Annotated in this window: 13 protein-coding genes; 12 read left to right on the forward strand and 1 reads right to left on the reverse strand. The window is 59.9% G+C overall.

Annotation, left to right across the window (positions count from 1 at the left end; all coding sequences use genetic code 11):
* Positions 1–291: 291 nt before the first annotated feature.
* Positions 292–2,733 carry a penicillin-binding protein 1A gene (locus tag GE543_RS22360; RefSeq protein ID WP_371927242.1) on the reverse strand — a complete coding sequence of 814 codons (2,442 nt, stop codon included), beginning with the start codon at positions 2,731–2,733 and terminating at the stop codon, positions 292–294.
* A gap of 209 nt (positions 2,734–2,942) precedes the next feature.
* Between GE543_RS22360 and GE543_RS22365 the strand changes: the two genes are divergently transcribed.
* The 12 genes from GE543_RS22365 (at position 2,943) to GE543_RS22425 (ending at position 22,851) form a co-directional block, all read left to right on the forward strand.
* Positions 2,943–4,007 (forward strand): type IV pilus assembly protein PilM, encoded by a 1,065-nt coding sequence (locus GE543_RS22365; protein ID WP_003414236.1) that lies wholly within the window; start codon positions 2,943–2,945, stop codon positions 4,005–4,007.
* Positions 4,007–4,582 carry a PilN domain-containing protein gene (locus tag GE543_RS22370; RefSeq protein ID WP_003365994.1) on the forward strand — a complete coding sequence of 192 codons (576 nt, stop codon included), beginning with the start codon at positions 4,007–4,009 and terminating at the stop codon, positions 4,580–4,582. The genes GE543_RS22365 and GE543_RS22370 overlap by 1 nt, the downstream gene beginning before the upstream one ends.
* Positions 4,579–5,202, forward strand: a complete 624-nt coding sequence (gene pilO / locus GE543_RS22375; protein WP_153222408.1) for a type 4a pilus biogenesis protein PilO — start codon at positions 4,579–4,581, stop codon at positions 5,200–5,202. The genes GE543_RS22370 and pilO overlap by 4 nt, the downstream gene beginning before the upstream one ends.
* Positions 5,199–5,726: a type 4a pilus biogenesis lipoprotein PilP gene (gene pilP, locus GE543_RS22380; RefSeq protein WP_003350151.1), complete on the forward strand. Its 528-nt coding sequence runs from the start codon at positions 5,199–5,201 to the stop codon at positions 5,724–5,726. Before pilO ends, pilP begins: the two co-directional genes overlap by 4 nt.
* A gap of 47 nt (positions 5,727–5,773) precedes the next feature.
* On the forward strand, positions 5,774–7,879 hold the full coding sequence (gene pilQ / locus GE543_RS22385; RefSeq protein WP_003414241.1) for a type IV pilus secretin PilQ: 2,106 nt from the start codon (positions 5,774–5,776) through the stop codon (positions 7,877–7,879).
* A 4-nt stretch (positions 7,880–7,883) separates the two neighbouring features.
* On the forward strand, positions 7,884–8,402 hold the full coding sequence (gene aroK / locus GE543_RS22390) for a shikimate kinase AroK (protein ID WP_032697680.1): 519 nt from the start codon (positions 7,884–7,886) through the stop codon (positions 8,400–8,402).
* Between the two features lie 115 nt (positions 8,403–8,517).
* The gene (aroB, locus tag GE543_RS22395) at positions 8,518–9,621 is read left to right on the forward strand and encodes a 3-dehydroquinate synthase (RefSeq protein ID WP_046237725.1); all 1,104 of its coding nucleotides are present in this window, start codon (positions 8,518–8,520) and stop codon (positions 9,619–9,621) included.
* Positions 9,622–9,631: 10 nt separating this feature from the next.
* The gene (locus GE543_RS22400; protein WP_003432141.1) at positions 9,632–11,260 is read left to right on the forward strand and encodes an SPOR domain-containing protein; all 1,629 of its coding nucleotides are present in this window, start codon (positions 9,632–9,634) and stop codon (positions 11,258–11,260) included.
* Positions 11,261–11,619: 359 nt separating this feature from the next.
* Positions 11,620–16,065, forward strand: coding sequence for a glutamate synthase large subunit (gene gltB, locus GE543_RS22410; protein WP_004409248.1), 4,446 nt, complete (start codon positions 11,620–11,622; stop codon positions 16,063–16,065).
* 121 nt (positions 16,066–16,186) lie between these two features.
* On the forward strand, positions 16,187–17,605 hold the full coding sequence (locus GE543_RS22415; RefSeq protein WP_153222409.1) for an FAD-dependent oxidoreductase: 1,419 nt from the start codon (positions 16,187–16,189) through the stop codon (positions 17,603–17,605).
* A gap of 163 nt (positions 17,606–17,768) precedes the next feature.
* The gene (locus GE543_RS22420; protein ID WP_153222410.1) at positions 17,769–19,298 is read left to right on the forward strand and encodes an amidase family protein; all 1,530 of its coding nucleotides are present in this window, start codon (positions 17,769–17,771) and stop codon (positions 19,296–19,298) included.
* 328 nt (positions 19,299–19,626) lie between these two features.
* On the forward strand, positions 19,627–22,851 hold the full coding sequence (locus tag GE543_RS22425; protein WP_153222411.1) for a dermonecrotic toxin domain-containing protein: 3,225 nt from the start codon (positions 19,627–19,629) through the stop codon (positions 22,849–22,851).
* Positions 22,852–22,891: the final 40 nt, after the last annotated feature.

Below are 22,891 nucleotides of genomic sequence, written 5' to 3' on the forward strand. Positions count from 1 at the left end.
TGCTCACGAAGAGGCCAGTGCAACCTCTGAAAATCTACTGACCCACTAATACGCCTTCGCGAGCAAGCTCGCTCCCACAAAGCCCCGGATTATCCCCGAATCCGTAGGAGTGAGCTTGCTCACGAAGAGGCCTGTGCAGCCGCTGAAAATCTACTGACCCACTAATACGCCTTCGCGAGCAAGCTCGCTCCCACATAGCCCCGGATCATCCCCGAGTCTGTGGGAGTGAGCTTGCTCACGAAGAGGCCAGTGCAGCCTCTGAAAATCTACTGATCCATTAAGTCTGTGCTATCAGAACAAATCGATCGGCGCGGACTCATCTGCCGGTAACGGGCTGCCCGGTGCGCTGCTGCCGCCCAGTTCGTTGACGCTTGGCGGTGTGTCTTCGCTTTTGAACAGCTCGAAGAATGCGTTCGGCGTGCTTGGCGTAGCGGCGCGGCCACTCAATGGGTCGACGCGCAGGCTGAGAATGCCTGGCGGTTCGGCCTGCTGATGCGGCGGCTTGTCCTTGAGCGCAGCGCTCATGTAGTCCATCCAGATCGGCAGCGAGACGGTCCCACCGAATTCGTGACGGCCGAGGCTTTCAGGCTGATCGAAACCACTCCACACCGTCGTCACGTAGTCCGCGTTATACCCGGAGAACCAAGCATCCTTGGACTCGTTGGTGGTACCGGTCTTGCCCGCGATGTCCGGTCTGTTCATGGACAGCGCGCGGCGCCCGGTGCCGCGCTTGATCACGTCCTGCAGCATGCTGTTCAAAATGTACGTGGTGCGGCCATCGACAATGCGCTCGGCAACGGCAGGCGCTTGCGGCTGGGCGGGTGCGCCCGGTGGACCCGCAACGACGCTCGGGCTGTCATGCACGGCAAACGTCGACGTATTGGGCGCTGTGTTCACATCGTTGACCGGAACGCTTGGCGGGTTGGCGACAAACAGGGTCTGGCCGTCACGGTTCTCGATGGTCTGGATCAGATAAGGGCTGACCTTGTAACCGCCGTTGGCGAAGGTCGCCCAGCCAGTGGCGATTTCCATCGGAGTCAATGTCGCCGTACCCAGTGCCAGCGACAGGTTGCGCGGCAAGTCCTGCTTGGAGAAGCCGAAGCGGGTGATGTAGTCGATGGTGCTGTCGATGCCGAGGGCCTGGAGCAGGCGGATCGATACCAGGTTACGAGACTTGTACAGCGCCTCGCGCAGGCGGATCGGCCCAAGGAAGGTGTTGGTGTCATTTTTCGGACGCCATACCTTGTCCAGGTATTCGTCGACGAACACGATAGGCGCGTCGTTCACCAGGCTGGAAGCGGTGTAACCGTTATCGAGCGCGGCGCTATAGATGAACGGCTTGAAGCTGGAGCCCGGTTGACGTTTGGCCTGCATGGCGCGGTTGTAGTTGCTCTGCTCGAACGCAAAGCCGCCGACCAGCGCGCGAATGGCACCGTTTTGCGGATCAAGCGATACCAGGGCGCTCTGCGCGACGGGAATTTGACTAAATTTCAGCGAGCCATCGTCCTGGCGCAGCAGGCGGACGAGGTCGCCAACTTTTGCAACGTCACCCGGCTGCTTCGGATTGGCGCCCAGGCTGTTGGTATTCAGGTAAGGCCGTGCCCACTTCATGGTGGCCCAGTCGACGGTTTCTTCCTTCTCGCCATTGCGGGTCAGGACGCGCAGACCGGTCTTGTCGACCTGAGTCACGATGCCTGGCTCAAGGCCGTTGATCGTGCGCTGTTTGGTCAGTTCCTGTACCCAGTTGGCGCGGGTCATGCCCGGGAAGCGGCTTTCCGGACCACGGTAGCCGTGGCGCTGGTCGTAATCGATCAAGCCCTGCTGGATGGACTTGTTGGCGTGTTCCTGAAGGTCGCTCGGCACGGTGGTGGTGACGCGGAAGCCTTCTGTATAGGCCTCGCTGCCATAACGGCCGACCATTTCTGCCCGCGCCATCTCAGCGATGTACGGCGCATTCACTTCCGGCGTCGGCACGTGATAGCTGGCGTTGAGCGGTTCGTTCAAAGCGGCCTGGTAAGCGGTCTGGTCGATCTTGCCCAGGCGGTACATGCGGCCGAGGATCCAGTCGCGACGTTCCTTGGCACGGGTCGGGTTGGCCAATGGGTTGAAACGTGACGGTGCCTTGGGCAGACCGGCAATCATGGCCATTTGCGCAAGGCTTACATCGCGAATCGATTTGCCATAGTAGACTTGCGCCGCCGCCTCGATCCCGTAGGCGCGGTTACCCAGATAAATCTTGTTGACGTACAGCTCGAGAATCTCGTCCTTGGTAAGTTGGCGCTCGATTTGCAAGGCCAAGAGAATCTCGGTGGTTTTGCGCGAAAAGCTGCGCTCGCTGGTCAGGAAGAAGTTTTTCGCGACCTGCATGGTGATGGTACTGCCGCCTGACTGAATATGGCCGCTCTTGACCAGCTGAGTGGCGGCGCGCATCAGGCTGCCCGGGTCGACGCCATAGTGGTTGGCGAAGTTGTCGTCTTCGGCCGACAGCAGTGCGTTGATGAAATTGGGCGGGATTTCCGCGAAGCGAATCGGCGTGCGGCGCATTTCACCGAACTCGGCAATCAGCTTGCCGTCGCTGGTGAACACGCGCAGGGGGATTTGCAGTTGAATGCTTCGCAGCGCGTCAACGGAGGGCAGGGTCGGGCTCAGGTAAAGAAACGCGCCGCTCAGGCCAAGCAACAGCGAGCAGAATACCGCGACGAGGGACCACCAGAAAAACTTCAGCAGGCGTATCAAGGCTTTTGGATTTCCAGAAAAAATAATGGGTTAAGCGCAGGCATTTACAAATGAACATGCCTTGAAGCTTTATTAAATGAAAAAAACGCTGGGCATTATAAGCATTTTTCGTCCCCAAGCGTGATTTGCGCTACTGTCAAGGCTGTCGACCGTGACGTTGGCCCGAAATAACTCCGTAAGTGACGGAAACTCATAGGAATCAGGTTGTGTTCGAACTCTTCAGTAAGAAGGCCAACACCCTTCTAGGGATCGATATTAGCTCCACCTCGGTAAAACTCCTGGAATTGAGTCGTTCCGGCACCCGTTACAAGGTCGAGTCTTACGCAGTAGAGCCATTGCCGGCCAACGCTGTCGTCGAAAAGAACATTGCCGAACTCGAAGGGGTCGGGCAGGCGTTGTCACGCGTACTCGTCAAGGCCAAGACCAGCGTCAAGATCGTGGCGGTTGCCGTGGCCGGTTCGGCGGTGATCACCAAGACCATCGAGATGGACGCCGGTCTTTCCGACGATGATATGGAAAACCAGCTCAAGCTTGAAGCTGACCAGTACATCCCCTATCCGCTGGAAGAAGTCGCCATCGATTTCGAAGTGCAGGGCTACTCGGTGCGCAACCCCGAGCGCGTCGAGGTGTTGCTGGCTGCCTGCCGCAAGGAAAACGTCGAAGTACGCGAGGCCGCGCTGGCACTGGCCGGGCTGACCGCGCGCGTCGTCGATGTCGAGGCCTATGCCCTGGAGCGTTCGTTCGGTTTGCTGGCTGCGCAACTGGGCAATGGCCATGACGAGCTGACGGTGGCCGTGGTCGATATCGGCGCCACCATGACTACCCTGAGCGTGCTGCATCACGGCCGGATCATCTATACCCGCGAGCAGCTGTTTGGCGGGCGCCAGTTGACTGACGAAATCCAGCGCCGCTACGGGCTCTCCATGGAGGAAGCCGGGCTTGCCAAAAAGCAGGGCGGCTTGCCCGACGACTACGTCAGCGAAGTGCTCGACCCCTTCAAGGAAGCGCTGGTGCAGCAGGTTTCCCGCTCCCTGCAGTTCTTCTTTGCGGCCGGTCAATACAACTCTGTGGATCACATCATGCTGGCAGGCGGCACGGCTTCGATTTCAGGGCTGGAGCATCTGATCCAGCGACGCATCGGCACGCCGACCATGGTCGCCAACCCGTTTGCCGACATGGCCCTGAGCTCCAAGGTCAATGCCGGCGCCCTGGCCAGTGACGCGCCGGCGCTGATGATCGCCTGTGGCCTGGCGTTGAGGAGCTTCGACTGATGGCGCGGATCAACTTATTACCGTGGCGCGAAGAGCTTCGCGAAGAACGAAAGAAGCGCTTCCTGACCGCACTGGTCGGCGTGCTGGTGGTGTCAGTCGGCATTCTGTTTCTGATCGATCGTTACGTCAGCAACGCCATCGAGCATCAGATGGCGCGCAATGCCTTTCTGCAGACGCAGATCGCCCAGCTCGATATCCGCATCAAGGAGATCAGTGATCTCAAGGCTCGGCGCAAACAGCTGCTCGAGCGCATGAAGATCATTCAGGATCTGCAAGGCAACCGCCCGATCACCGGGCGCGTCTTCGATCAACTGGCGCGGACCCTGCCGGACGGCGTCTATTACTCGCAGGTCAAAATGACCGACAAGCTGATCGCCATCAATGGCGCTGCCGAGTCGAACAACCGGGTTTCCGACCTGATGCGCAACCTTGAAGCCTCTGACTGGCTGGAAGCGCCGAGCCTGACCGAGGTCAAGGCCACCACGGCCGGTGCTGTGGATCAGGCCAACGTCTTTCAGCTGACCGTACGCCAGACCCAGCCGCCGGTTGCCGCTGCCCCGGGAGCCAAGCCATGAATATGTCCGAATGGCTGGAAGGGCTGCGCAAGGTCGATCTGAGCGAGCTGGACCTGAACAACCTGGGCTCATGGCCCGCAGCGGTCAAGGCCATTGCCGGGGTGCTGGTTGCGGTCATGATTTTCGCGCTGGGTTATTTCTTCTTTATCCAGGACCTGGAAACCCAGCTGGAAAGCGCTCAGACCAGCGAGGTGACGCTCAAGGAGCAGTTCTCCAACAAGGCCTTCCAGGCGGCCAACCTCGAGCCGTACAAGAAGCAGATGGAAGAAATGGAAAACACCTTCGGCGCTCTGTTGCGGCAATTGCCCAGCGACACCGAGGTGCCCGGCCTGCTTGAGGACATCACCCGCACCGGACTGGGAAGCGGGCTCGAGTTCGAGGAAATCAAGCTGCTGCCCGAGGCGGTCCAGCAGTTCTACATCGAGCTGCCGATACAGATCACCGTGGTCGGTGGTTATCACGATCTGGCGACCTTCGTCAGCGGCGTAGCCAGCCTGCCGCGCATCGTCACGCTGCATGATTTCGAGATCAAGCCGGTCGATTCCAAGGTGCCGACCAAGTTGCGCATGAGCATTCTGGCCAAGACCTACCGCTACAACGATGAAGGGCTGAAGAAATGAGGGCGGCGCGATTGCTGTGCGTCAGTGTGGTTCTGGCAGGGCTCGCCGGGTGCGGTAATGACAATGATTTTGCCGATCTGTCCGAGTTCATGGATCAGGCCAGAGCCCGCCCGAGTGGCAACATCGAGCCGCTCCCCAAATTTCGACCGTACGAGGCGTTCACCTATAACGCTTCCACGTTGCGCAGTCCTTTTCAGCCGCCGGTCAAGATCGACCTGCTCAACCGCCAGAAGGGTTCACGGCTGGTGGCGCCGGACGAACACCGGGTCAGGCAGTTCCTTGAAGGCTTCAATATCGAGTCGTTCGAGATGGTCGGCACGATTGGCAACGAGTCAGGGACATTTGCCCTGCTGCGCGGTGCTGGAGGTGTTCATCGCGTCAAGGTGGGCGATTATCTGGGGCGTAACAACGGCCGGGTAGTGTCGATCGGCGACGCGCAGGTTGATGTCATCGAAATTGTTCCTGATGGAGAGGGGGCGTGGCTGGAAAGGCCGCGCACTATCGCCCTCAAAGAACGCTCATGAAGTGGGCAAGGCCAAGTATGCACAGTAGCGCTCAACGGAAATTGATCATGACCCGGATTCTCTCGATTATCGGCGTGTCGTTATGCATCGCGATGCTGTCGCCGGTTCTCCAGGCTGCCAACCTCAAGACCCTGGATGTCGCCGCCCTGCCGGGTGACCGCATCGAGCTGAAGCTGGCATTCGACGCCCCGGTGCCTGCACCGCGCGGTTACACCACGTCGCAACCGGCGCGCATTGCGCTGGACCTGCCGGGCGTTACCAGCCAGCTGGCGACCAAAAGTCGTGATCTGGGGACCGGCAATGCGCGCAGTGTGGTCGTGGTACAGGCTCAGGACCGCACCCGGGTGATCATCAACCTGACCACGCTTTCGCCGTACAGCTCCCGCGTCGATGGCAACAACCTGTTCGTGGTCATCGGCCAGGGTGCCGGCGCCGCGCAAGCCTCTCAGCCGACCACCGCAATGGGCGCGCAACGGGTCGCAGCGCCACCGCCCGCGCCGGCATCCGCCAGGCCGTTCATCCCTGCTGGCGTCAAGGCCATCCGGAATGTCGACTTCCAGCGTGGCGAGCTGGGTGAAGGCAATGTGGTCATCGACCTGAGCAACCCCAGCATTGCCCCGGATATTCAGGAGCAGGGCGGCAAGATCCGCGTGGACTTCGCCAAGACCCAACTGCCCGAACCGCTGCGCGTCCGCCTGGACGTCAAGGACTTCGCCACGCCGGTGCAGTTCGTCAGTGCTTCGGCGACAGGTGACAAAGCCAGCATTCTGATCGAGCCGTCGGGCGCCTTCGACTACTCGGCGTTCCAGACCGAAAACAAGCTGACGATCAGCGTGCGCCCGTTGACCAACGAGGATCTGGACCGCCGCGCCGCCGACAAGCCGGTGTACACCGGTGAAAAGCTGTCGCTGAACTTCCAGGACATCGATGTGCGTTCGGTACTGCAACTGATCGCCGACTTCACCAACCTCAATCTGGTGGCCAGTGATACGGTCCAGGGCGGCATCACCCTGCGTCTGCAGAATGTGCCATGGGATCAGGCGCTGGACCTGGTGCTGAAAACCAAGGGCCTGGACAAGCGCAAGGTCGGCAACGTTCTGCTGGTCGCACCAGCCGATGAAATTGCCGCCCGCGAGCGTCAGGAGCTGGAATCGCTCAAACAGATCGCCGAGCTGGCGCCCCTGCGCCGCGAACTGCTGCAGGTCAATTACGCCAAGGCAGCCGACATCGCCAAGCTGTTCCAGTCCGTGACCAGCGCCGAGTCCAAGGCCGACGAGCGCGGCTCGATCACGGTGGACGACCGGACCAACAACATCATTGCCTACCAGACCCAGGAACGACTCGACGAGCTTCGTCGTATCGTGTCGCAACTGGACATCCCGGTACGCCAGGTGATGATCGAGGCGCGCATCGTCGAGGCCAACGTCGATTACAACAAGCAGCTCGGGGTACGCTGGGGCGGTTCTACCAACACCAGCGGCAGCGGCAAATGGACAACCTACGGGCTCGATAATAATGGCGACGAGGCCGGTAACACTGGCAGCAGTGTGACCTCCAACGTGCCGTTCGTGGACCTGGGCGCCGCTGATGCGACGACCGGTATCGGCCTGGGCTTCGTGACCAACAACACGCTGCTGGACTTGGAACTGAGCGCGATGGAGAAAACCGGTAACGGTGAAATCGTCTCCCAGCCCAAGGTGGTCACTTCCGACAAGGAAACCGCCAAGATCCTCAAGGGTACGGAGATTCCGTATCAGGAATCCAGCTCCAGCGGTGCGACCACCGTGAGCTTCAAGGAGGCCTCCCTGTCGCTTGAGGTAACGCCGCAGATCACCCCGGACAATCGCATCATCATGGAAGTGAAGGTCACCAAGGATGAGCCGGACTACCTGAATGCGGTGCTGGGTGTGCCGCCGATCAAGAAGAACGAGGTCAACGCCAAAGTGCTGATTTCCGACGGCGAGACCATCGTCATCGGTGGTGTGTTCTCGAATACGCAAAGTAAAGTTGTCGATAAAGTGCCATTTCTTGGCGATGTACCGTATCTTGGCCGGCTTTTCAGGCGCGATGTGGTATCCGAGTCCAAATCCGAGCTGTTGGTATTTCTGACTCCGCGTATCATGAACAACCAGGCGATTTCTGTGAGTCGTTGATTTTGTGCGAAATTTAATACTTGTGGGGCCGATGGGTGCTGGCAAGAGCACCATCGGCCGTTTGCTTGCCAAAGAATTGCGACTGCCGTTCAAGGATTCCGACAAGGAAATCGAGCTGCGTACGGGCGCCAACATTCCCTGGATCTTCGACAAGGAAGGCGAGCCGGGTTTTCGTGATCGCGAGCAGGCCATGATTGCCGAACTGTGCGACGCCGATGGCGTGGTTCTGGCCACCGGCGGTGGCGCGGTCATGCGCAGCGAAAATCGCCATGCACTGCGGGCCGGCGGGCGCGTGGTTTATCTGCACGCCTCGATCGAGCAGCAGGTGGGGCGCACCGCGCGTGATCGCAATCGTCCTTTGCTGCGTACCGCCGATCCTGCCCGGGTCCTTAGCGAGCTGCTGGCCATCCGTGACCCGCTCTATCGGGAAATCGCCGATATCGTGATTGAAACCGATGAGCGGCCACCCCGAATGGTGGTTCTCGAGATACTGGCGCGACTGGCAGAGCTTCCTCCCCGTTAAAGCGCAGGCGAAAATGCGCTATTCTCGTCGCCCAGCAAAACAGCGTCGGTTCGTGGCCTTGCGTCATGACCTGCTGAAGCACAAACCGTCCAATCGGTAATCAATGTGGGGACACATGCAGACACTTAAGGTCGAGCTTGGTGAGCGTAGCTACCCGATCCATATTGGCGAAGGCCTGCTGGATCAGCCCGAGCTCCTGACCCCGCATATCGTCGGGCGTCAGGTGGCTATCGTCTCCAACACGACAGTGGCACCGCTGTATCTGGAACGCCTGACGCAAACCCTGGCCGGTTACAACGTTCTGCCGATTGTTCTGCCCGATGGCGAGGCATTCAAGAACTGGGAAACCCTGCAGACCATTTTCGATGGCCTGCTGACCGCTCGTCATGATCGTCGCACCACGGTCATCGCCTTGGGTGGCGGGGTGATCGGCGACATGGCCGGGTTCGCTGCCGCCTGTTATCAGCGCGGCGTGAACTTCATCCAGATCCCGACCACGCTGCTGTCTCAGGTGGACTCGTCGGTTGGCGGCAAGACCGGCATCAATCATCCGCTGGGCAAGAACATGGTGGGTGCCTTCTATCAGCCGAGTGTGGTGCTGATCGATACCGCCTCGCTCAACACCCTGCCCGCGCGTGAGCTGTCCGCCGGGCTGGCGGAAGTCATCAAATATGGTCTGATCTGCGACGAGCCCTTTCTGACCTGGCTCGAAGAGCACGTCGATGCACTGCGCGGGCTGGACCAGGCGGCGCTGACCGTAGCCATCGAACGTTCCTGCGCCGCCAAGGCGCTGGTGGTCGGCGCCGATGAGCGCGAGTCCGGTGTTCGTGCGACATTGAACCTGGGTCACACATTCGGGCACGCCATCGAGACGCATATGGGCTATGGTGTCTGGCTGCATGGCGAGGCGGTTGCTGCCGGGACGGTCATGGCGCTGGAAATGTCCTCGCGCCTGGGCTGGATCAGCACGCACGAGCGGGATCGCGGCATTCGCCTGTTTCAGCGTGCCGGGCTGCCGGTCGTGCCGCCGCAGGAGATGACGGAAGACAATTTCCTCGAACACATGGCGATCGACAAGAAAGTCATCGACGGTCGCCTGCGTCTGGTGCTGTTGCGCCGGATGGGTGAAGCGGTTATCACGGACGAATATCCAAAAGAAGTATTACAGGCCACTCTGGTTGCGGATTATCGCGCCCTGGTGGATCAGCTCAGAGGTTAACGGAAACCCCATGACTAGTTTGCATGCCGACGAGGCCTTCCTCGGCCATTATCAGTTGAGTCATGACCCCTTTGCGGCGCGGGTACCTGGCTTCAAATTCTTTCCTGCCCAACGCAAGCCTGTGCTGGGTCAGCTTCATCATCTGGCGCGCTACAGCCAACTGCTGCTGGCGGTCACCGGGCCTCAGGGCAGCGGCAAGACCCTGCTGCGCCAGGCACTGGTGGCAAGCACCAACAAGCAGTCGGTGCAAAGTGTCGTGATTTCTGCGCGCGGTGCCGGCGATGCCGCGGGCGTGCTGCAGCAGGTCGCGCAGGCGCTGAGCGTCGCGCAGGCTGAAATGCAGTCGATCCTGTCGCAGGTCGTGCAGCTCGGGCTGACCGGCCAGGAAGTCTACCTGCTGGTTGACGATGCGGAACAACTTGGCGATTCGGCGCTCGAAGCGTTGCTGGGTCTTGCTGCGGGAACGCCTGAAGGGCGTCCGCATGTATTCCTGTTCGGAGAGCCATCGCTGCTCGATCGTCTCGATCAGATGTGTGCCGACCTGCAGGGCGATGTCGAAGGCGAACGCTTTCACGTCATCGAGCTGCAACCCTATACGGAAGAGGAAACCCGGGAGTATCTGGCTCAGCGTCTGGAGGGTGCAGGGCAGGGAATCGCGTTGTTCACCGCCGACCAGATCACCGATATTCATGAACAGTCCGATGGCTGGCCTGGCGCAATCAACCAGGTAGCCCGCGATTCAATGATCGAGGCGATGATCGCGAGTCGTTCTGCGGTCAAGCGTCCAAGTGTGGGGTTCAAAATGCCGAAAAAACACGTATTGGCCTTGGGTGCCGTCGTCATAGTGGCCGTGGCAGCAGCTGTGCTGATCCCGGGTCGCGGCGACAAGACGGGTACACCCGCCAATGCCCCGGCTTCCGCTCAGGCGCAACTGCCGCTGGGTGAAGGCAAGCCAACTGCTCAACAATCGAACAACGGTAGCCCGGCCATCGAATTCGCTGGCAACTCCCAGCCGATGCCGTTGCCGATGAATGGCTCTCAGCCGGTGATGCGCGGGCCTCTGGCTGAAGCTGCCGGTTCCAGTGATTCCGACGAAGACGCCGTGCCGACAGGTTCGCCTGCCCAGCCGCCGACCGTGACCACCACTGCGCCGCCAGCCGGTGTTCCGGCAGGTCAGGCTGCAGCGCAGACGCCTCGTTCGTCCATCCCTGCACCGACCCCGGCACCTGCGCCAGCCGCCAAGCCGGCCCCTGCGCAGACTCAGGTCGCAACAGCCAAGCCTGCCCCGACTCCGGCTCCGGCTGCCAAGCCGGCTGAAAAACCGGCAGCGGCGGCGGCCAAACCGGCTGCCGGCGGTAGCTGGTACAGCAGCCAGGCACCAGGCCACTACGTGGTGCAGATTCTCGGCACCAGCTCCGAAGCGACGGCTCAGGCTTACGTTGCAGAGCAGGGTGGCGAGTACCGTTATTTCAAGAAAACCCTGCAGGGCAAGCCGCTGTACGTCGTGACGTACGGCAACTTTCCTGACCGTGCTGCCGCCCTGGCAGCCATCAAGGTATTGCCAGCCAAGGTTCAGGCTGGTAAACCTTGGCCTCGTACTGTCGCCAGCGTCCAACAAGAGCTCGGCGCCACTCGTTAAAGTCGCAGCGGCCCTACCCGGGCCGTTTGCCGATTTACCTGACTTAACCCGCCTGCGCGCGCGGCCTATCGGCCCCGCGCCTTGCGGCGTCTGCGTTACAAGCGCCTTACAGTCTCCCGTCGCGTCAGTCAGATTCATGAAGAAATACTTTGACTAGCACAGCGACCCGTTTTAAAACTTTCATAATTGCGACATTGATTATCAGCCAGTCGTCGTTAAATTTGTTAGCCCTTGTGTCGCTGTGTACAATGACCTCCGTTTTGCCTGTCCGAAGCTGGCGTACGTTCGGCGTGACAGGTAATTGGTTGAATTAAAAGGAAATTTGCCTCGCATAGAGGCAGCCTGGTGAGAAAGTGTCTATGAAAGCAGGTCTGTACCAACCAGATGAATTCAAGGATAACTGCGGCTTCGGCCTGATCGCTCATATGCAGGGCGAGCCCAGTCATCACCTGTTGCAGACGGCCGTTCAGGCCCTGACCTGCATGACCCACCGTGGCGGTATCAACGCCGACGGCAAGACCGGCGACGGTTGCGGTCTGTTGATTCAGAAGCCCGATGGCTTCCTGCGTGCAATCGCCAAGCAACACTTCGACGTCGATCTGCCCCGCCAATATGCTGTGGGCATGGTGTTCCTCAATCAGGACGACGCCAAGGCCGACGCCGCACGCGAAAACATGAACCGCGAAATCCTCGCCGAAGGCCTGGATCTGGTGGGCTGGCGTCAGGTGCCGATCGATACCAGCGTTCTGGGTCGTCTGGCGCTGGAGCGTCTGCCGAAAATCGAGCAGGTATTCATTGGCGGTGAAGGCCTGAGCGATCAGGAATTCGCCATCAAACTGTTCAGTGCGCGTCGCCGCTCGTCGGTGTCCAACGCCGCAGATACCGATCACTACATCTGCAGCTTTTCGCACAAGACCATCATTTATAAAGGCCTGATGATGCCGGCCGACCTCACGGCCTTCTTCCCGGACCTGAGCGACGAGCGTCTGCAGACCGCTATCTGCGTGTTCCACCAGCGCTTTTCCACCAATACCCTGCCGAAATGGCCGCTGGCGCAGCCGTTCCGCTTCCTCGCCCACAACGGCGAGATCAACACCATTACCGGCAACCGCAACTGGGCACAGGCGCGGCGCACCAAGTTCACCAACGATCTGATGGATCTGGACGAGCTGGGCCCGCTGGTCAACCGCGTGGGTTCTGACTCGTCGAGCATGGACAACATGCTCGAGCTGATGGTCACCGGCGGCATCGACCTGTTCCGTGGCGTGCGCATGATCATTCCGCCTGCGTGGCAGAACGTCGAGACCATGGACCCGGATCTGCGGGCGTTCTATGAATACAACTCCATGCACATGGAGCCGTGGGACGGCCCTGCGGGTGTGGTGATGACCGAAGGTCGTCATGCGGTCTGCCTGCTCGACCGCAACGGCCTGCGCCCGGCGCGCTGGGTTACCACCAAGAACGGCTACATCACCCTGGCGTCGGAAATCGGCGTATGGGACTACAAACCCGAAGATGTCATCGCCAAGGGCCGTGTCGGTCCGGGGCAGATCTTTGCCGTGGACACCGAAACCGGTCAGATCCTCGACACCGATGCCATCGACAACCGTCTCAAGTCGCGTCATCCGTACAAGCAATGGCTGCGCAAGAATGCCCTGCGCATTCAGGCCACCATGGAAGACAACGACCACGGTTCGGCTTTTTACGACAGCGAGCAGCTCAAGCAGTACATGAAGATGTATCAGGTCACGTTCGAAGAGCGTGATCAGGTGCTGCGTCCGCTGGGCGAACAGGGGCAGGAAGCCGTAGGCTCGATGGGTGACGACACGCCAATGGCCGTGCTGTCGCGTCGTGTGCGTTCGCCTTACGACTACTTCCGTCAGCAGTTCGCGCAGGTGACCAACCCGCCGATCGACCCGCTGCGTGAAGCCATCGTCATGTCGCTGGAAATCTGCCTCGGTGCCGAGCGCAATATTTTCCAGGAATCGCCGGAGCACGCCTCGCGCGTGATCCTCAGTTCGCCGGTCATTTCGCCAGCCAAATGGCGCTCGCTGATGAACCTGGAGCGTCCAGGGTTCGAGCGCCATATCATTGACCTGAACTACGATGAAAGCCTGGGCCTTGAAGCCGCTGTGCGCAACGTTGCCGATCAGGCCGAAGAGGCCGTGCGTTCGGGTCATACGCTGATCGTGCTGAGCGACCGACACATTGCGCCGGGCAAGCTGCCGGTGCATGCCTCGCTGGCGGTCGGCGCGGTTCACCACCGTCTGACCGAGCGGGGGCTGCGCTGCGACAGCAACATCCTGGTCGAAACCGCAACGGCGCGTGACCCGCACCATTTCGCCGTGCTGATCGGCTTCGGCGCCTCGGCGGTCTATCCGTTCCTGGCCTACGAAGTGCTGGGCGACCTGATCCGCACCGGCGAAGTGCTGGGCGATCTGTACGAAGTCTTCAAGAACTACCGTAAAGGCATCACCAAGGGCCTGCTCAAGATCCTGTCGAAGATGGGCATCTCTACCGTTGCGTCCTACCGTGGCGCGCAGTTGTTCGAAGCCATCGGCCTGTCCGAGGAAGTCTGCGACATGAGCTTCCGCGGTGTACCGAGCCGCCTGAAGGGCGCGCGCTTCGTCGACATCGAAGCCGAACAGAAGGCGCTGGCTGCCGAGGCCTGGAGCCCGCGCAAGCCGATCCAGCAAGGCGGCCTGCTCAAGTTCGTGTTTGGTGGCGAGTACCATGCCTACAACCCGGACGTGGTCAGTACCCTGCAGGCTGCTGTGCAGCAGGGCGACTACAGCAAGTTCAAGGAATACACCTCGCTGGTGGACCAGCGTCCGGTGTCGATGATTCGTGACCTGCTGCAGGTAAAAACGATCGATCAGCCGCTGAACATCGACGAAATCGAGCCGCTGAGCGAAATCCTCAAGCGCTTCGACTCGGCCGGTATTTCTCTGGGTGCCTTGTCGCCCGAGGCCCACGAAGCGCTGGCCGAGGCGATGAACCGTCTGGGCGCGCGCTCCAACTCCGGTGAGGGTGGCGAAGACCCGGCCCGTTACGGCACGGTGCGCAGTTCCAAGATCAAGCAGATCGCGACGGGCCGCTTTGGCGTGACGCCCGAGTATCTGGTCAATGCCGATGTGCTGCAGATCAAGGTCGCGCAGGGCGCCAAGCCGGGCGAAGGCGGCCAACTGCCGGGCGGCAAGGTCAATGGCCTGATCGCCAAGCTGCGTTATGCAGTACCGGGCGTGACGCTGATTTCGCCGCCTCCGCACCACGACATCTATTCCATCGAAGACTTGTCGCAGCTGATTTTTGACCTGAAACAGGTCAACCCGGCGGCGCTGGTGTCGGTCAAGCTGGTGGCAGAAGCGGGCGTCGGCACCATTGCCGCCGGTGTCGCCAAGGCCTATGCCGACCTGATCACCATTTCCGGTTACGACGGTGGCACCGGCGCATCGCCGCTGACCTCGATCAAGTACGCCGGCGCACCGTGGGAGCTGGGGCTGGCCGAAACCCACCAGACCCTGCGCGGCAACGACCTGCGCGGCAAGGTCCGGGTACAGACCGACGGTGGTCTGAAAACCGGCCTGGACGTGATCAAGGCTGCCATTCTCGGGGCCGAAAGCTTCGGCTTCGGCACCGCGCCGATGATCGCGCTGGGCTGCAAATACCTGCGTATCTGCCACCTGAACAACTGCGCCACCGGCGTAGCGACCCAGAACGAAAAACTGCGCAAGGACCACTACATCGGCACCGTCGACATGGTGATCAACTTCTTCACCTACGTGGCAGAAGAAACCCGCGAGTGGCTGGCCAAGCTGGGTGTTCGCTCGCTGGAAGAGCTGATCGGCCGCACCGACCTGCTGGACATCCTGCCGGGCGAAACCGAGAAGCAGCAGCATCTGGACCTGACACCGTTGCTGGGCAGTGACCACATTCCTGCGGACAAGCCTCAGTTCAGCCAGGTGGATCGCAACCCGCCGTTCGACAAGGGCCTGCTGGCCGAGAAGATGGTGGAGATGGCCAAGCCGGCCATCGAGTCGCTCAGTGGCGGCGACTACGAACTGGATATCTGCAACTGCGACCGTTCGATCGGCGCGCGCATCTCTGGTGAAATCGCCAGACTGCACGGCAACCAGGGCATGAACAAGGCACCTGTCACCTTCCGCTTCAAGGGCACTGCCGGTCAGAGCTTCGGGGTGTGGAACGCTGGTGGCCTGAACATGTATCTGGAAGGCGATGCCAACGACTACGTCGGCAAGGGCATGACCGCTGGCAAGCTGGTGATCGTGCCGCCCAAAGGCAGCCCGTTCAAGACCAACGAAAGCGCGATCATCGGCAACACCTGCCTGTACGGCGCAACCGGCGGCAAGCTGTTTGCGGCGGGCACGGCTGGCGAGCGTTTCGCCGTGCGTAACTCCGGTGCTCATACCGTGGTTGAAGGCACTGGCGATCATTGCTGCGAATACATGACGGGTGGTTTCGTCTGCGTACTGGGCAAGACCGGCTACAACTTCGGTTCCGGCATGACCGGCGGTTTCGCCTACGTGCTCGACCTGGACAACACTTTCGTTGACCTCGTCAACCATGAACTGGTCGAGATCCAGCGTATCAGCGGCGAATCGATGGAGGCTTACCGCACTCACCTGCAAAGCGTCCTGAATGAGTACGTCGCGGAAACCGACAGCGAATGGGGCCGTAATATCGCGGAAAACCTGGACGATTACCTGCGTCGTTTCTGGCTGGTCAAGCCCAAGGCTGCCAACCTGAAATCGCTGCTCTCCAGCACTCGGGCCAACCCGCAATAACAGCAGCTGCGAGCGGCAAGCTTCACGCCGCACGTTAACAGCAGTGCGCCAATTGCCTGCGATCATGATTCCCGCAGCTTCAGGCTTGTAACCTGAGGCTGCTGCAAAGAGGCTCCAGAGAATGGCTGAACGTCTCAGTAACGACTTCCAGTTCATCGACGTCGGACGTAAAGACCCGAAGAAGAAACTGCTGCGTCAACGCAAGAAAGAGTTCGTGGAAATCTACGAGCCTTTCAAGCCCCAGCAGTCCGCCGATCAGGCGCACCGCTGCCTGGGCTGCGGCAACCCGTATTGCGAATGGAAGTGCCCGGTGCACAACTTCATTCCCAACTGGCTCAAGCTGGTCGCCGAGGGCAATATCCTCGCCGCTGCGGAATTGTCGCACCAGACCAACACCCTGCCGGAAGTCTGCGGCCGTGTGTGCCCGCAGGATCGCCTGTGTGAAGGTGCCTGCACACTGAACGACGGTTTCGGTGCGGTGACCATCGGTTCGGTCGAGAAGTACATCACCGATACCGCCTTTGCCATGGGCTGGCGTCCGGACATGTCCAAGGTCGTGCCGACCGGCAAGCGCGTCGCGATCATCGGCGCCGGGCCTGCGGGCCTGGGCTGTGCCGACGTGCTGGTGCGTGGCGGCGTGACCCCGGTGGTGTTCGACAAGAACCCGGAAATCGGCGGTCTGCTGACCTTCGGCATCCCGGAATTCAAGCTGGAGAAATCCGTGCTGAGCCATCGCCGTGAAGTGTTCACCGGCATGGGCATCGAGTTTCGTCTCAACACCGAAGTCGGCAAGGATGTCACCATCGATCAACTGCTCGCAGAGTACGATGCGGTGTTCATGGGCATGGGCACCTACACCTACATGAAAGGTGGCTTCCCTGGTGAGGATCTGCCGGGCGTGCACGATGCGCTCGACTTCCTGATCGCCAACGTCAACCGCAACCTGGGCTTTGAAAAGGCCCCGGAAGACTTTGTCGACATGAAGGGCAAGCGGGTCGTGGTTCTGGGCGGTGGCGACACGGCGATGGACTGCAACCGCACCTCGATCCGCCAGGGCGCCAAGTCAGTGACCTGCGCCTACCGTCGCGACGAAGAAAACATGCCTGGCTCGCGCAAGGAAGTGAAAAATGCCAAGGAAGAGGGTGTGAAATTCCTCTACAACCGTCAGCCTATCGCCATCATTGGCGAGGGCAAGGTTGAAGGCGTGAAAGTGGTCGAGACGCGCCTGGGCGAACCGGATGCCCGTGGTCGTCGCAGTCCCGAACCGATTCCTGGCTCCGAAGAGATCATCCCGGCAGAAGCCGTGGTCATCGCCTTCGGCTTCCGCCCAAGCCCGGCGCCCTGGTTCGAGCAGTTCACCATCAGAACCGACAGCCAGGGCCGTGTCGTGGCACCGGAACAGGCGCAGTACAAGCACCAGACCAGCAACCCGAAGATCTTCGCCGGTGGCGACATGGTGCGCGGCTCCGACTTGGTGGTGACCGCTATCTTCGAAGGCCGTAATGCGGCTGAAGGGATTCTGGATTACCTGGGCGTCTGAGCCTTGTTGCCAGAGCGCGCCGTTGCTGAGGCGCGCTCTGACAACGGGTGTCTACCCATCACGGGTAATTTACCGACTTTTCTGACATCCCTTATCCCCACTCCTTCCTAAGCTCGGTGTAACTCGCTCAAGACGAGCGTTTTATCAACCAGGGAAGGACGTCATGAACAATCAGTTTGGTTTCTGCCTTGCGCTCTCGATAGCGCCCTTTACATTTGCCAGCCAGGCGCACGCCGACTTCGATGGCCCCGTGTTCGGTTCGATCATCGAAAACAAGGCCGTTTACTTTGAATCCAGTGTCGAGCTTCAGCGACGCATGAGCGCAGGCAGCCTGACCTCTGCCGGGCTGGTGACAGACCTGCTCCAGCGCATCGAAGCGCTGAACAAAAATGGCCCGGCGCTTAACGCGGTCATTGAAATCAACCCCGACGCGCTGCAGCTGGCCGCGCAAATGGACGAGGAGCGTTCTCGCGGTGAGGAACGTGGGCCGCTGCACGGCATTCCCGTACTGGTGAAAGACAATCTCGATACGGGCGACCAGATGCAGACCACTGCGGGCTCTCTCTCGATGGTCGGCTTGCCTGCGCAACGCGATGCTTTTGTGGTGCAGCGGCTTCGCGAGGCCGGCGCGATCATTATCGGCAAGGCCAATCTCAGCGAATGGGCGTATTTCCGTGGATACGAGGTGCCGAGCGGCTGGAGTGGCCGCGGCGGGCAGACGCGTCATCCCTATGACCTGAGCGCTGATCCGCTCGGCTCCAGCTCCGGTTCGGCAGTGGGCCTTGCGGCTGGATTTTCACCCCTGGCGGTGGGCACCGAGACCAATGGGTCGATCATCCAGCCTGCCGCCACGAGTGGTGTGATAGGGCTGAGGCCTACGCTGGGTCTGCTCAGCCGTACCGGCATGATTCCGCTCTCCAGTCGTCAGGACACCCCCGGGCCCATGGCGCGAACGGTCACGGATACCGCCATCCTGCTGACGGCGATGAGCGGCACCGACCCTCTCGACGACGCCACCGCCCAAGCCACCGCTAACACCGTGAACTATGTCGATCAGCTCAGAACGGACGCGTTGAATGGCAAGCGCCTGGGCTATTCGAGCCGCACCCATGACGGCATGCTGATGGACGACGATCCTGAATTCCAAAAGGTGAAGAGTCGTTTGAGTTCGGCCGGGGCGATACTGGTTCCAGTTGACGTTCCTTCGATTGACAGCACCCCGGAGTATCTAGTGCTGCTGCATGACTTCAAGCGTGAGCTTAACGCTTACTTGAGCACACGCACCGGGTTGGGTGTCAGCACGCTGGATGACATCATCGCATTCAACACCGCGTCGGATGGGGCGCAAGCCTATGACCAGGATTTAATGATCGACTCCTCGGGCGCGACTCTCGATCAGGAGGATTACCTGTCCATTGCAACCAGTCTGCGCACTGCCCATCGGCAATTGATCGATGGGCTCTTGCAACAGCACGCGCTTGACGCGCTGATTGACTGGTCAGAGGTTTCGTTCAAAGCGGTTGGCGCAATCGCGGGTTATCCGGGAATAACCGTGCCTGTCGGGCTCGAAGAGAATGGCCTGCCCCGAGGGCTGTATTTTCTTTCTACGGCCTGGGACGAAGCTGATTTGCTGAGCTATGCCTACGCACTTGAACAGTCGCTTGCAGCGTCGGGTATCAGCCAGGCTAATTGATTCCCTATTCCAGCCTGGCCAAGGCCAGGTCTGGATGGCCGGGACGGGGCTCGGAAAACGGTTTTGTGACGTTTTGAAATAACCCTATCCTGGTATTACAACGCGCTTTTCATCGCGTTGCGCCGCCCTGCCAGGGGCGGTGTACCAAGCTTTCAACCCCTTCTGCGAATCCCGAGCAAAGCCTGTTGCGGCGTAGGCGACAGGTGATTGTTTACAGCTGTTTTCCGCCCCCTGTGCCTGCTTCTGAAAAGGATTACGCTCCTGACCCTCATCGGGAGCTCATCGCCTTCGATGCTCCCGCCATCCATGTCGCTATAAGGAAATAGCCATGTTGAAAGCAGCACCCATGGGCAAGCTTGCGCGCTCCACTGAACAGAAATCTCTCGGTCCGGACAGGTTCACGCCCAGTAGCGTTGCCGTCCGCGAACACCGCAACCGGGAACGGGCCGACCGCATCATCGACCAGTTCGTCGAGCGCTTCACAGAGAAAGATTTTTTTCCGGATGATGGCGATGACGCCTTGTTTGCCTTGCTGGTTCAGTTGCCTGAATGGCCAGCAGAGCTGTCGATCAGGATTCACAACGAAAACGACGAAGTGCTCGCGGTTTTTCTGAAGGGCAGCGATGACAGCGTCGTTCAGAACAGTATTGTCCTGATGCAAAACGGTGACGCTTATGTCGCGCCGGAGGATGTTCCGGTCTCCGCTGAGGAGCCGCTGCTGCACTTGGTGTTCAGCCAGCTGCCTGCGAGTTCTGGCCTCGGGATGGGAGGTGACTTTCCGGGCAGCCACAGTGTCGCTGGACGAATAGTGACCCTGCGTGAGCAGATCGCCGGCTTGGCGAAAGACCAGAGACCGCTGTTGTTCGATGCCCTGGTGGCGGCGAATGAGGGGGTTTCAAAAAGCCAGCTGGATACTCGCACACGTAACCCTCTCCTGCCGTTGTGGGTTCGTCAGCAGATTTTTCTGACTCCGGCGCTGGGCGTGCTGTGTGCCTTATGCCCCGAGGTTCCGGTCGCACGTCTTGAGGAGTTGCTGGAGCAAATGCCGTTGACGGAGCAGGAGGAAGCCGACTTGCTGGAGAAAACGCTATTGCCGGATGCCCTTGGCGAAGCGCTGAACATTTCTCTGGATGAGTGGCGCAGCAGTCTGGCTATCGATGGTCTGGCGCGAACGCGCAGTTTCAATATCCATACGGATGAGCTGGCCCGCGACCTTGCCAGTCAGGTGCTGGCTGACACGCTGGGACGAGAGCTGGTGATCATCGACTACGGCATGACCCGGTATGTCACGCCAGGCCCTGACGATACACGCATCGTTTTGCTGCATGACAACTACGGCAATTACCGTGCACAGGACATCGGCAACGGTGAAATCACTTCATTCAAGGAGGGCACCGACAGCTTTTATCTGGCGATCAGTGCGCAGTTGAAGGCCGAAGAACGAGCACTGCTCGGCATGCAGTTCGAACAGGACGTTAAGCGTTTTCGCGACTTCCTGACCCGTCTGGCCATCAAGGACAATCGCGGCTGGTTTGACCCCGGAAAGCCGACTGAAATCGAAAGCGGGTTTCTACCCGAGTGGTTCGCGAATGCGGCCGATTTCGAAAAGCAACGCTGGAAAGCGGCAGTGCAGGATTACACTCAGGCACTGCTCGAAGCTCAGGCGCCGGACCTGCTCGATCCTTCCGGGTACGGAGAGCCTGATCTGTTGCGCAAATATGCGCGCGAGAAACTCCAGGAGCGAATCCTGCTCGACCATGGGGTGGCAGTGGACCCGGACGCTATCACTGTCCACACCGCGAGCATCAAGATTGACCCAGCCATTATCATTGATACGGATTACACCTACGTCGGTCCTTCAGAGGTCGAGCCGAATGTTGAAACGCAGCAGCGCAGCCTGACGGCGCTGTCGCTGGAAAACATTGCCGTTACCGATATCAACTTTCTGCTCACCGGTCGCGCGTTTGACGATCAGGAGCAACTGCTCAGCTTTTTGAGCGCCGGCTATCTGTTCGGTCTGATTCGTGATCTGAACGTCGGCGAAAACTATGTCCGATTCCTCAACACTGAATTATTGACCTCGACAGCCGGGCAATGGCACCGCGAACGTTTCGCGAGCGTCATGCGCGCACAGATGCGTCTGGACGCCCTCGAAGCAAAAATGGCCGGAGACTTTCTTGGCGATGGCGGGCTTCCTCCCGAGTTGGCGAACAGAGGTTACAAATGGCTCGCCGCCGTGCTGGATCGCCCGGCTGAAGGCAATGATCGTGCGGCGGTGGAGGGGCACCGTATTCAGGTCAGTCAGTTGTCGATCAATGATGTGACATTGAGCGGCATACTGCTGGTCGGCGTGGAGTCTCTCTCCAGCGTGGCCAGCCTGGTGGTGTTCACCCCTCAGGCGCCCGACGGCAGATGCTTTCGGGAAGTAAGCGATGCGCAGGCTCTTCAGCAACAAGTACTGCTTGAACCTGAATTGCTGGACTATCTGGTGAGCAGGGCACCTCTGGCGTCCCAGGCCCATGTCAGGCACGTCCTGACCTCTGGCCGTGACACGCTGTTCATGGAGCTGCAGCCCTGCACCGGCAGTTTTCTCGATGCGGTTTACGCGTCTGAAGTCGCGCGGGTGATTTCTGCTGTCGATGAACAGACCAATACCACTTGGGAAACCAATTGGGAGAGCGCCTGGGAAATCACCAAACTCGTTGGCGACATCGTACTCACCTTCGCACCTTTCAAGGTGAGGCTGCCGATTGCCGCGCTGCGCAGTTTTTATGCCATATGGCAGGGCGTCGCAACGACTGTTGATGACAAGGCAAGTGCTCCGCTGTATTTCGTTCAGGCGGCGCTGCTACTGGCCGATGGATTGGCGCTGCCCAAGGGGCGACGGGTCAAGACGCCCGCAGCGACGTCTATCGGCCGCTCTGTCCTCGATCCGAAAACAGCCGTGGCAAGAATCCCCGGCGGGTTGAAATTACGCGATGACGGCTTTTACAAAGGCGTTTTTGAAAAGACTCGGGAAGGCGCGCCAAGCCGTTTTTATGCCGTGCAACACGACAAGGCCTACGCCGTCAGGTACGACGCTGATTCCGCAGTCTGGCGGGTGATCGATCCGCGCCGGCCGGATGCGTATTACCAATTGCCGATTCAGCTCGACAGGCAAAATGTTTGGGTACACGCCTCGGCAGGATTGCGCGGTGGCAAGAAGCATTCAAAACCCAAGTCCTCCAGTGGCTCGGGCAGCGATAGCGGATCGCCGGACAACGGTCACCGCGTAAAGAGGTACAAGGTTGATCTGGAAGGGTTCTTTGAAAGTCGCAGCTTCAAGAACGCTCAGAAAGACATCGAGGATGACCTTGTCGTCGCGGTCAAGAAGGCAAAAGAGCGCTTCGAACTGGACGGCAACGGCAGTCTGCATAAACACGGCAAAACAGGTTTTTCGCTTGATCTTCCCGGTGTCGGCAGAAGTACCGGGAGAGGAGCCTGGCGCTTGATACTCGAACCCAGTGAAAAGGGCATCATCAGGGCTGTCGACGTCAAGGATCCCCACAAATAATTCAGACTGGCGGCCGCTGAATCAGCCTGACAAATCGCCT

The sequence above is a fragment of the Pseudomonas sp. SZ57 genome (assembly GCF_009495975.1).
In the GTDB taxonomy this organism is placed as follows: Bacteria; Pseudomonadota; Gammaproteobacteria; order Pseudomonadales; family Pseudomonadaceae; genus Aquipseudomonas; species Aquipseudomonas syringae.